This is a genomic window from Desulfuribacillus alkaliarsenatis (assembly GCF_001730225.1).
Classification (GTDB): domain Bacteria; phylum Bacillota; class Bacilli; order Desulfuribacillales; family Desulfuribacillaceae; genus Desulfuribacillus; species Desulfuribacillus alkaliarsenatis.
Genome location: NZ_MIJE01000032.1, coordinates 152,431 through 164,607, shown reverse-complemented (window position 1 = coordinate 164,607; position 12,177 = coordinate 152,431). Strand labels below are relative to the sequence as shown.

Below are 12,177 nucleotides of genomic sequence, written 5' to 3'. Positions count from 1 at the left end.
TATTATTTTTGTATTAATTTTTGTATTAAAAAGAGATTCGTAAGTCTTGGTAAAATGTGATATATTATATTTCGTACTTTAGATGGCTTAGCCTTACTTTTAAATATTAATAATAACTATATAGTGGGTGGTTTAATCATGATAAATGAAGATTTAATTAAATATATGAGAACTATTCAACCTGCAAGAACTGAGACATACACAAAACTTGAGGAAATAGCGATTGCAGAAAAAATACCTATTATCCCTGAAGAGACTGGATACTTCTTACGATTAATCTGCTCCCTATATAAACCTCAAAACATTCTAGAGGTTGGGACAGCCATTGGTTACTCAACATTGTGGTTTCATGATAATAGTGAGGCTCAGATAGATACAATTGAGATTGATGAAGATAGAGTTAAGCGTTCAAGGGGTCTGTTTGCAGATTTGGGGTATGATAAACGGGTACGGGTACATCACGGAGATGCCAATGATATTCTCCCAACATTAGCAAAACAGTATAACTTTGATTTAGTGTTTATAGATGCGGCTAAAGGTCAATATAAAAAATATTTTCAAGAAATAGATGCAATGACTGACAAGGGTTCGATTGTAATAACAGATAATGTGTTTTTTCATGGGATGGTTGCGGGAATAAAGGCACCTACTAAGAAGCTGGCACCATTAGTTAAAAAGATACAAGCATACAATCACATGCTTAAAAATAATGATGGCTGGCAAACTACTTTCTATTCAATTGGCGACGGACTATCCGTCAGTATTAAGAGGTGATACATATGCTACAACACAACAATGATAAGCCTGAGTTGCTAGCTCCTGCAGGCAATCTTGAAAAATTAAAAATTGCTATTCGCTATGGTGCTGATGCTGTCTATATTGCTGGTGAACAGTTTGGCTTACGCAAAGCAGCAGGTAACTTTAGTAAAGATGATATGCGCGAAGGAGTAGAATTCGCCCATAAACACGGAGCTAAGGTGTATGTTGCCGCTAATATGATTTGTCATAATGAAGATCTTAAGAATTTAAAAGATTATCTTATAGGTATAGAAGAAACAGGGATAGACGCAATTATATTTGCTGATCCAGCTGTTTATTTAGCGGCCAAGGAAGTCATACCTAACGTGCCTTTACATGTTAGCACGCAAATGAGTACGACTAATTATGAAACAGTTAGATTTTGGGCAGAAGCAGGAATTGAACGTGTTGTATTGGCACGGGAATTAAGCTTTGAAGAGATTAGTGAAATTGGTCAACAGGTTAAAGTTGAGCTTGAATGTTTTATTCATGGTGCGATGTGTGTGGCCTATTCGGGGCGCTGTTTGCTATCAAATTATATGGCTAATCGAGATGCAAACCGGGGAGGCTGTGCACAATCGTGCAGATGGAACTATCGCGTACAGGCTAATAACCAACAGAATCAAATAGTAACAACTGAAGGACACTATATAATGAATTCACGGGATCTTTGTATGGTAGAATATATTCCGCAGTTAATACAAGCTGGTGTTAAAAGTTTTAAGATAGAGGGAAGAATGAAGAGTATTCATTATGTTGCTACGGTTACGAACGTGTATCGACAAGCAATAGACAATTTCTACTCTAATCCTGATAACTTTAAATTGAATCCTGATTGGATTAAAGAAATACAGAAAGCGTCCCATCGACCGCTCAGCACAGGCTTTTATTTTGCACATCCGACACATAACGAGCAAATGTACAAACCTGGGGAGAAGCTTAGAAAATATGATTTTATTGGTATGGTTCTTGAATATGACCCACTTACTCAGTTAGCTATAATAGAGCAAAGAAACCATTTTAGGATAGGTGATGAGATAGAGATTATTGGCCCAGGTGGTGTGTTTTTCAGCCAAATAGTAGAGGAATTATATAATGACAATGGAGAGCCAGTGGAGGTTGCTCCCCATCCTTTAGAAATACTACAGTTGAAAATGGCCCAGCCCGTTGAAGCTAACTATTTAATGCGAAAAGAAAATCTATAGCTGTTTACCCCCTAATAAGTATGGTCATACTGTGATTATATTAGGGGGTTTATTTTATGGTTAATGAGTCGTCGCGTCTATTTCATATTCGGCGTATAATTTTACTATTATTTATTATTAGCGCGAGCCTAGTTGCGATTATAATACATTTGGGATATATACAAATAGTTTCTAGCGGCAGGTATCAAGGAGTGGACTTGGTAGCCAATTCAATTGAGCAAAGATCTAGAAGCGTTTTATTAGACATTGGGCGTGGAGATGTTTTAGCCCGTGATTATACCCCGATAACTGGAAGGGAAAAACTCGCGTTATTATTACTACCTAGAAGATTAGACATAACAACAGAAGATTACAAAATCAGAGAGCTTGCAATTGTATTAGAAATTGATGAGGCACTGTTATTAAATAAAATTACAAACATCAGTTATCCGCAATTACTGACGATTAATAATCAAATTATAGATATTAATACTAATTTAATTAATGAAATTAAGGACATTAATTTGTCAGGTGCAATGTTTGTTGATGCAAAAGAACGCTACCCAGAAGATATGATTGCTAAGCATATAGTAGGCTTCATCGGTGAAGATTCGGCGTTAATAAATGCTAATTTTGCTGAGTATTTGGCTGCAGGAGTATATAGTGTGACTGATGTTGTAGGAAAAAAAGGTCTAGAGTATAACTATGAGCTAGAGATTAAAAGTGAAGGTGCTAAATATCTTTCTTATTACATATATCAGGATCGAAATTTGAATTTACATCCATTCTATGGACTTGGAATGAATATACAAGGCAATCAAAATCAACATAGACCCTTAAACATTATAACTACTTTAGACTATAATTTGCAGGAATATAGTGAGCGTTTATTAGATAAATATAATGTTGAGAAAGGTGCGATAGTAGTTTTAGAAGTTAATACTGGAGATATTGTAGCAATGGCAAGTCGACCTGATTATAATCCGAATCAAATTATAATGGATGAATATGAAAATACGAGAAATCGTGCTACGACGGCAAGCTTCCCAGGCTCAGTCTTTAAAACAGTTATAGCACTCGGTGTTCTAGAAGAGGGGATAGCAACTATACATGATCAATTTTATTGTAGTGGTAGTTTAGAGTTTACAAACGGCCAAAGCTTGCAGTGCTGGAAAGAGCATGGAGATTTAACATTACTAAGGGCATTTGCAGAGTCATGTAACACCACATTTGCTCAGCTTGCTATTAAATTAGGCAGAGAGAATATTCTCAAATACGCTAATGCACTAGGTTTGGGTGATGTAGTTAGCTACTACGACCTAAATATGAACCGCCTACAGCTTTATAACGAAGAGGAAGGTTCTATATTTCAAGTCAAGGGTGAAAATCAGCAATTATTGGCTAATACGGGTATAGGTCAGCAGGATGTGCGGATGACGCCAATACAAGCAGCGAATATGATGGCTATCATCGCCAACTATGGTAAACACAACCAACCTCGAATTGTAAGTGAATTACAGAGTAAAAGTGGTCATACTATTCATAAATATAATAATAAATCAGTTACAAATAACATCGGCAGACACAGCTACTATCAATTGCAACGGCTATTAGCAGCCGTTGTAGAAGATGGCACAGCTAGTCAACTTCATACAAAAGGAATAGCTGCTGCTGGCAAAACGGGCACTGCTGAGATTGGCAAAACAGGCAGAGTAAATCGCTGGTTTACAGGATACTTCCCAGATAAATATCCACAATACTCAATAGCTATAATCATTGAGGACGTAGCTTCCTGGGAACAAACAGGAACGTCAATCAATATTTTTTCTGATATCGTAAAATATATTTCTGACTGATAAAATTCAACAAACTTTGACATTATGTATATTATAATATAAAGATAGTATTGTTTTGAATTGAGGTGATTAGCTTGGACCAAAAGCAAAATTATAAAGACTTCTCAAAAGAAATTGAAAAAATGCATAAAGAATTAGAAAAAACCAAGCTTGAGCTAGAGAAATGGAAATATTATGCGCAGCGCGATGATATGACAGAAATTCTTAATCGCAGAGAAGGAATTATTTTACTTTCACAAGAGATTGAACTAACCAAGGAAACTAAAAAGCCTTTAACAATATGCTTTGTTGATATTGATGAATTAAAGAAAGTCAATGATACCTTTGGACATATAGAAGGTGACAATTTGATTATTGATGCAGTCAACATAATTAAAGACAATATCAGAAAATATGATATTGCCTTCCGTTTTGCTGGAGATGAGTTTATTATAATTTTTCCAAACACCAATATGAAATCTGCAGAAGAGGTTTGGAATAGAATAAGAGGTAAGATTGATTCTTTCAACAAAACTGCAAAAAAATATAAGATAGGCCTTAGTTATGGGATAGTAGAATATCCTTTGAATAAAAACCTATCGGTAAATGACTACATAAAATTAGCTGATAAAAAAATGTATCAATTTAAAAACTTAAAGCACTGATTATCTTAATTGTTTTTTATAGTACTCATTAAACATTTTATTTAGTGCTCTTTTTTCTATTCGTGAAACATAAGAACGGGAGATACCTAGTTTTTTAGCAATTTCCCTTTGGGTTCTTTCTTTTTCTCCATATATACCATAACGAGCTATTATTACTTCCCGCTCTCTATGATTTAATATATCCAAATGCTCAATAACTTTTTGCTTTTCTAAAGTAAGGGCTACTTCATCGGCTACCTCTGAATCCTCTGTTTTTAACACATCTATAAGCGTAATTTCATTACCCTCCTTATCGTGACCTATAGGGTCGTGGAGGGAAACATCCTTCTTAGTCTTCTTTGTAGAGCGTAAATGCATAAGAATCTCATTTTCAATACACCTGGCGGCGTAGGTTGCTAACTTCGTGCCTTTATTCATCTGGTAACTGTTAATGGCCTTAATCAAACCAATTGTGCCAATAGAGATTAAATCATCGTTATCTTCGTTTGTATTTTCAAATTTTTTGACGATGTGTGCTACTAAACGTAAATTATGCTTAATTAATTTTTCTCTTGATGCTTCACAACCATTGCGGAAATTTTTTAACGCTTTTTTCTCTTCCGCTGCATTTAATGGTGAAGGGAATGCGTTGTTCTTAATATAGGAAAACAATAGCCAAACTTCACGAAACATTAATCCCAAAGCTGCTAATAATCCTGACATAAGATTCCTCCCTGTTTTTAGGCATATAACTCATCATATGATTTGTTGTGCACGTCTGTGCAAGTACAATTTAGAAATAATTGTGTTTTAAAGTCTATCTAGCAGGCAATACTTTTAGTAATGCAATTGTCTAGGGAGGAACACAATGAGTATTGGTAACAGCGTAATCCGGAAAGAGTCCTATGATAAAGTTTCAGGTTCAGCAAAATACCTTGAAGATAAACAAGCTGTAGAGATGCTACACATTAAGCTTGTAATAAGTACATACGCCCATGCGAAAATTAACTCTATAAATACAGAAAATGCATGGAAAATACCTGGTGTTCGGGCAATTATTACTGGCAAAGAAGTTCCGTTAACAGGGGAAGAGATTCAAGACAGACCGATTCTTGCTGTTGAAAGAGTTAGATATCACGGAGAACCAGTAGCGGCTGTGGTAGCTGACACCCCTGTAATAGCGCAACAGGCTGCAGATTTAATAACTGTAATGTACGAGCCTTTGCCAGTTGTAAATAATCCGACTCAGGCATTAGCAGAAAATGCGCCGTTAGTGCATGAGAAATTAGAAGAATATAAGAAAATTCAACATGTCTATCCAGAGCCAAACACGAATGTTGCAAATAGAGAAAAAATTCGTAAAGGTGATATAGATAAGGGCTGGGCAGAAAGTTACCATCGTGTAGAATCTAGTTTTTCTTTTTCACCTTCTGATCATATTGCTATGGAGACCAGGTGTGTAACTGCTGAAATAAAAAAAGATGGTACGGTAATAGTTGGTTCTACGTCACAGGGTCCATTTATGGTTAAGAAGAAGCTAGCCGAATACTTAGGTTTAGATGTCGGGAAAATCATTGTCAATACTCCACTGGTTGGTGGAGGATATGGCGGGAAAGTACCTATCCAACTAGAGTTAATAGCGTATCTAGCATCTAAGGCTGTTGGTGGCAAGCCTGTAAAGCTTTTTAACTCTAGGGAGCAGGATATGATTACTTCACCTGTACATATCGGACTAGATGCGAATATTAAACTAGGTTGTGACAAGGAAGGCATTTTGAAGGTAGCGGAGATTACATATTTATTTGACACAGGTGCCTATTCAGATAAGGGAGCTACGATTGCCAGGGCAGCAGCGGTGAGTTGTACAGGACCATATAATGTAGAAAATATTAGCTGTGATTCGTTGGCAGTTTATACAAATCACCCATATGCGACGGCCTTTCGAGGTTTTAGTCATTCAGAAGCTTTATTTGTGTTTGAAAGAGCTATGGACATGCTTGCACAAAAGGTCGGTATAGATTCATTGGAATTACGACTAAGAAACGCTATAAAGCCTGGACATACAACGCCAACACAAATGACCCTTAATAAAAGCAATATCGGCAACGTTGAGAAATGCATAACAAGGCTAAAGGAATTAATGAGGTGGGATGAGGGGCAACGAATACAATTAGACAGTACTAAAATCCGTGCTAAAGGAATCAGCTCTATATGGAAGACTTCTACAATTGATACACATGCAAGCTCGGGGGTTATTCTTACATTTAATCCTGACGGTAGTATAAATTTAATATCAGGTGTAATTGAAATAGGTACAGCAACGAAGACTGTCTTAGCGCAAATGGTTGCTGATAGGATGCGCATGGATATAGACAAGGTTTATGTGAGGATGGAAGTAGACACACAGACTACTCCAGAGCATTGGAAGACAGTAGCAAGTAGAGGGACTTTTATGGCAGGAAGGGCTGTCATTAAAGCAGTAGATGACTTAATAAAGCAATTGAAGGACGTTGCTACCCATGTATTGGTTTGTGCAGCTGAAGATTTAGAAGTAGCCGATGGAAAAGTGTTTATAAGAGATGAGCCGTCAGTGTTTTGTCATATTAAAGATATTGCCTATGGATATAAAAATCCAAATGGTAATGCTATAGGTGGTCAAATAGTGGGTAGAGGTGACTATATACTAAGGCATTTAACACACATGCATCACGAAACGGGAGCAGGCAAACCTGGACCAGAGTGGACGGTCGGAGCCCAGGGTGTTGAAATCGAATACGATACGCGCACCTATACATATAAAATCCTCAAAGCATATTCAGTTATTGATGTGGGGAAAGTGCTAAATCAAAAAGCGGCATTAGGTCAAGTTATGGGTGCTATGAGTATGGGATTAAGCTTTGCAGCACGAGAATCCTTTGAGTTTGATAATCAAGGGAAGGTTTTAAACCCTAGACTTCGCACCTACGTTCCAACCCACTTTGGTGAACACCCCGAATATATAATCGATTTTCTTGATACACCGCACCTGGACGCTGCTTATGGGGCCAGGGGTTTAGGTGAGCATGGCTTGATTGGTATGCCTGCTGCCCTTGCTAACAGCTTATCGACTGCCACTGGCTGTAATATTAATAGATTGCCACTTGTGCCAGAGAATGTTTGGAAAATCACACAGCAAGCAGGTGATATTAAGTGATTCCTTTTGATTTCGAGTACCATAAACCACAAAACATTGCGCAAGCAGTGAGTTTATATCAGGAATTAAAGTCACAGGGTAGGAATGTTCTCTATTATTCAGGGGGGACTGAGATTATTACCTTAGGAAGATTAAATCAGGTTTATGCAGATGCAGTTATAGATATTAAAGAAATCTATGAATGCAATATAGCAAAAATTGAAGATGGCAAGCTTGTATTTGGTTCGGCCCTTACACTAGCAGAAATTAAAAATAAAAATATGTTCCCTGCGTTAACAAAAACAATAGGTGAAGTAGCCGACCACACAGTTAGAAATAAAATCACTCTAGGTGGAAACATTTGTAGTCAGATTATCTATCGCGAGGGGGTATTGCCGTTATTACTTGCAGATGCAGAAGTTGTATTAGCAGGTCCAGGTGGTCAAAGAAAAGTATATTTATCTGAGGTTTTTAATGGTAGCTTGCAAGCTAAGGCTGGAGAATTTCTTATTCAAGTTATCGTAGATCAGCAATGGGCAACATATCCATATCGTAGCGTGAAAAGAAGAAAGCAGGGTAATATCGGGTATCCATTAATGACAATAGTAGCAATGAATGCATCTAACAATCAGATTCGACTAGCAATCAGTGGTCTCTGTTCATATCCTTTTAGGTGCTTAGAAATGGAGATGGCAATTAATAATCAGGCAGCGCCATTAGATGAGCGCATAAATGATGCTATGGCAACTATACCTGATATTATCATTGACGATGTAGAGGGCTCGGCAGAGTATCGGCAGTTTGTCTTATATAAAACCTTAGAGGATATTCTAATGTCGTTAGAAGGTGAAGTAAATGTATAAATCAGAGATTACACTTGATATCAATGGTGAAAAAAGAACGGCATACGTCAGGCATGCTGATACTTTACTAGCAGTCTTACGCGAAAAGTTCGGACTTACAGGGGCTAAACCTGGCTGCCTGCATGGTGATTGTGGAACTTGTACAATTGGAATTGATGGAAAACCAATAAAAGCATGTCTGATGCTGGCAATTGAAGCGGTAGGCAAGAAAATCACTACAGTAGAGGGCTTGAATAACGCACCTATACAACAAACATTTGTAGATGAATTTGCATTCCAGTGTGGCTACTGTACGCCTGGTTTTATTATGAAAAGTCATCTGTTAATTGAAACCCATCCAGATGCTAATGAAAGTGTGATAAAAGAATGGCTTGAGTCTAATATTTGTAGATGTACAGGCTATAAAGAAATAGAGCAGGCAGTAAAAGCAGCACTCTTCAAAAAGCAAACATAAGTTTGCTTTTTGTTGTTTATGTGCTAATATAGTAAATAGAATCATTTAATTTTTTGGATGGTGTAGAGCTATGGATATACAAGAGAAAATAGAGATTTTGACAGAGGGTGCTAAATATGATGTATCCTGTTCGTCTAGTGGTAGTAGTAGAAGGGGTAGCTCTAATGGAATAGGGAGTACAGCTAGCAGCGGTATATGTCATAGCTGGGCTGATGATGGACGATGTATCTCGCTACTAAAAATTTTGTATAGCAACTACTGTATATACGATTGTATCTATTGTGTTAATCGGGCATCCAATGATGTTAGGAGAGCGGCTTTTACCCCTGAAGAGCTAGCAAAGCTTACAATAGAATTCTATAAGAGAAACTACATAGAGGGATTGTTTTTAAGCTCTGGGGTTATCAATACACCAGACTACACGATGGAGTGCTTAATCCAAACGATGAAAATATTAAGGGAACAGTATAGATTCAATGGCTATATACATATGAAAGCTATTCCTGGGGCTGATGAGAAGCTAATTCAACTGGCTGGTACCTATGCAGATCGTATGAGTATTAATATTGAATTACCGACGGAAGAAAGTTTATTGAAGCTAGCTCCGCAGAAGAAGAAAGAAATGATTACAAAGCCGATGACTTATATAAGTAATCAGATTTCAGAACAAAGAGAGAATAGAAAAAAGTATAAGCGAACACCTAGCTTTGTACCTGCTGGACAGAGCACACAGCTAATTATAGGAGCGACACCAGATAAAGACTATCAAGTACTACGTTTGACTGAGGGTCTGTATAAGCACTTTCAGCTAAAAAGGGTCTACTATTCCTCATATATACCAATCGTAGAGCATCCAAGCTTACCTACCACATCAGGTTCATCCCTTGTTCGAGAGCATCGACTTTATCAAGCGGATTGGCTGTTACGTTTCTATGGTTTTGATGTAGATGAACTGTTTAATAACAATTATGGACAACAGTTAGACTTAACACTCGACCCTAAGTGCGATTGGGCTCTTAGAAATATAGAGCTATTTCCAGTTGAGGTTAATAAAGCTGATTATGAGATGCTATTGAAGGTTCCTGGTATCGGTATAAAATCAGCTAGAAAAATCGTGACTGCTAGACGTTTTGGACCTATTTCCTATGAAGGACTAAAGCAGATGGGGATTGTTTTAAAGCGGGCACAATATTTTATTACTTGTCAAGGTAAGTATTATGGTAGCGTTAGTCTTGATGGGCATAGAATACGCAATAAGCTTGTTGGTGTATATGGTAATCAACAATCTAGTAATATCACTATAGGTCAGAGCTATCAGCTTTCATTTTTTTAATTTTAGATAAAGCGATATGATATATTTTATATTCTTGTATTTGGCTTAGGGGGTGAATCGTATTGGCTGTCTATGTTTTCGATGGAAGCTTTGATGGACTACTTACAGTTATATATCACGCGTTCAAAGAGCAATCAGAACCGACTGCAATTTATACAAAAGCTGACTTTAATGGCGATTTGTTTTCTCAAGTTATTGAAGTAAATACAGATTCTGAAAAAGCAAGCAAGGTGTTTAATGGAATAATTAATAAAAATTCACGTGAAATACTGCAAAGGATATATTATTTGTTTCTGTCGGAAGTAGAGGGTTCATATTTAGTAATCTATAGATATCTTAAGAAGTTAGGGAAGCTAGGTAAGGAATATGACCAAAATTTGCAGGATGAGACTATACGCTTGGCACATAAAATAAGTCAGACAGTAAGTCGCGAGCGCCACCGTATGCTTGGTTTAGCTAGATTTCAGTGTTTAGGTGAGGATATTTACTATGCTAAGATAGAACCAGAACATGATATTGTAGAATTACTAGCTCCTCACTTTGCCAAAAGACTATCTAATCAAGTTTGGTGCATACATGATTTAAAGAGAGAAAAGGCTGTCATGTATAATAACGGGGAATGGGTTACTACTACGTTTTCAAAAGATATGCAAATAAAAGGGCATACTAGTTCTGAGCAACTATACGAGCAGCTATGGCAAAAGCATTTTAAGCATATAGCGATTAAAAACAAAATAAATCCAAAATTACAAATGCAGAAAATGCCTAAAAAATACTGGCAGCATTTAACGGAAAAGACCACTTTTTAAACAAACAACTAAAAAGTGGTTTTTTAATGCAGGATTTACAAAATTTTAAACGTATATTTACAGTATATAGAGAATATACATATATATTGTTGCTAGGGAGGTCTTACTATAGATACATTATGCATAGGAGTAGATATTGGCGGCTCTACGATAAAAAATGGTTTATTCTTAAGCAGTGGTCAACTTGTATATGAAAGCAAGCTTCCCACTCCTAGAAATGGCAATTATCAAGAACTTTTAGATTCTTTGGCTAATGGGGTTAAGGAGCTTATTATGGGTGCCAATGTTTTATGGAGTCAAGTTTCAGCAATAGGGGTAGGAGTGCCAGCATTTATAAATTTTCGAGAAGGTATTATCTTACACGCTCCGAATTTAAGCTTAAGAAATATTAACCTGCAGAAGGATTTAGAAAAAATTTGGAACAAGCCTGTGTTTATTGAAAATGATGCAAATTTAGCAGCTCTTGGCGAGACCTGGTTAGGTGCAGGCAATGATTCTAAGCATTTAATGCTAGTTACGATTGGTACGGGAATTGGCTGCGGCATCATTATTGATAACAAAATATATCATGGTTCTATTGGTCTCGCTGGTGAAATTGGTCATATGACGATTGTGCATGAGAACGGCAGAGAGTGTACCTGTGGTAAAACTGGTTGTTTAGAGACTGAAGTATCGGCAAAGGCCATTTCAATAGCAGCAGGAAAACTTGCAACGCGGCTAAAGCAAGGCGTTTTAGTAGATTACTATAAAAAGCAGGGTAGTATTAGTTCAAGCTTTGTAATTGAACAAGCAAAGCTAGGGGACATAGATTGCCTTAATATTATTGCAGATATGGGGAAGATTCTAGGAAGCACTTTAGCTAATGTGGCAACAATACTTAATCCAGAAAAAATATTAATCGGTGGCGGGATTGCTAGTGTTGGTAACCATCTGATTGTTAATATTCAAAAAGGATTTAAGCAGCAAGCCACACCACTAATATATCAGAATACTACTATTGAATTAGCAAAGTTAGTAAATCGAGCGGGTATTACAGGTGCGGCTAAACTTGCTTTAAGCAATACTAAGTAGGGAAATGAGGGGTT

Annotated in this window: 11 protein-coding genes; 10 read left to right on the top strand and 1 reads right to left on the bottom strand. The window is 36.9% G+C overall.

Features of this window, described 5'->3' with window-relative positions:
* Nucleotides 1-138 precede the first annotated feature (138 nt).
* The 4 genes from BHF68_RS11525 to BHF68_RS11510 all read left to right on the top strand — a co-directional run bounded on the left by BHF68_RS11525 (nucleotide 139) and on the right by BHF68_RS11510 (nucleotide 4,482).
* A complete protein-coding gene (locus BHF68_RS11525) occupies nucleotides 139-774 on the top strand; it encodes an O-methyltransferase (RefSeq protein WP_084019395.1) in 636 nt (211 codons plus the stop codon).
* A 5-nt stretch (nucleotides 775-779) separates the two neighbouring features.
* Nucleotides 780-2,003 carry a peptidase U32 family protein gene (locus BHF68_RS11520; RefSeq protein WP_069643811.1) on the top strand — a complete coding sequence of 408 codons (1,224 nt, stop codon included), beginning with the start codon at nucleotides 780-782 and terminating at the stop codon, nucleotides 2,001-2,003.
* Nucleotides 2,004-2,059: 56 nt separating this feature from the next.
* On the top strand, nucleotides 2,060-3,838 hold the full coding sequence (locus BHF68_RS11515; protein ID WP_069643810.1) for a peptidoglycan D,D-transpeptidase FtsI family protein: 1,779 nt from the start codon (nucleotides 2,060-2,062) through the stop codon (nucleotides 3,836-3,838).
* Between the two features lie 74 nt (nucleotides 3,839-3,912).
* Nucleotides 3,913-4,482: a GGDEF domain-containing protein gene (locus tag BHF68_RS11510; RefSeq protein WP_084019394.1), complete on the top strand. Its 570-nt coding sequence runs from the start codon at nucleotides 3,913-3,915 to the stop codon at nucleotides 4,480-4,482.
* Here the strand turns inward: BHF68_RS11510 and sigK are convergent, their stop codons facing one another.
* Nucleotides 4,483-5,184: an RNA polymerase sporulation sigma factor SigK gene (gene sigK, locus BHF68_RS11505; protein WP_069643809.1), complete on the bottom strand. Its 702-nt coding sequence runs from the start codon at nucleotides 5,182-5,184 to the stop codon at nucleotides 4,483-4,485.
* A gap of 145 nt (nucleotides 5,185-5,329) precedes the next feature.
* Between sigK and BHF68_RS11500 the strand changes: the two genes are divergently transcribed.
* The 6 genes from BHF68_RS11500 to BHF68_RS11475 all read left to right on the top strand — a co-directional run bounded on the left by BHF68_RS11500 (nucleotide 5,330) and on the right by BHF68_RS11475 (nucleotide 12,163).
* Nucleotides 5,330-7,654 carry a xanthine dehydrogenase family protein molybdopterin-binding subunit gene (locus BHF68_RS11500; RefSeq protein ID WP_069643808.1) on the top strand — a complete coding sequence of 775 codons (2,325 nt, stop codon included), beginning with the start codon at nucleotides 5,330-5,332 and terminating at the stop codon, nucleotides 7,652-7,654.
* Nucleotides 7,651-8,496 (top strand): FAD binding domain-containing protein, encoded by an 846-nt coding sequence (locus BHF68_RS11495; RefSeq protein ID WP_069643807.1) that lies wholly within the window; start codon nucleotides 7,651-7,653, stop codon nucleotides 8,494-8,496. Before BHF68_RS11500 ends, BHF68_RS11495 begins: the two co-directional genes overlap by 4 nt.
* On the top strand, nucleotides 8,489-8,950 hold the full coding sequence (locus tag BHF68_RS11490; RefSeq protein WP_069643806.1) for a (2Fe-2S)-binding protein: 462 nt from the start codon (nucleotides 8,489-8,491) through the stop codon (nucleotides 8,948-8,950). Before BHF68_RS11495 ends, BHF68_RS11490 begins: the two co-directional genes overlap by 8 nt.
* Before the next feature lie 70 nt (nucleotides 8,951-9,020).
* A complete protein-coding gene (locus tag BHF68_RS11485) occupies nucleotides 9,021-10,283 on the top strand; it encodes a putative DNA modification/repair radical SAM protein (protein WP_069643805.1) in 1,263 nt (420 codons plus the stop codon).
* Between the two features lie 62 nt (nucleotides 10,284-10,345).
* Entirely contained in the window at nucleotides 10,346-11,092 is a 747-nt protein-coding gene (locus BHF68_RS11480) for a TIGR03915 family putative DNA repair protein (protein WP_069643804.1), read from the top strand.
* A gap of 108 nt (nucleotides 11,093-11,200) precedes the next feature.
* Nucleotides 11,201-12,163, top strand: a complete 963-nt coding sequence (locus tag BHF68_RS11475) for an ROK family protein (RefSeq protein ID WP_069643803.1) — start codon at nucleotides 11,201-11,203, stop codon at nucleotides 12,161-12,163.
* Nucleotides 12,164-12,177 lie beyond the last annotated feature (14 nt).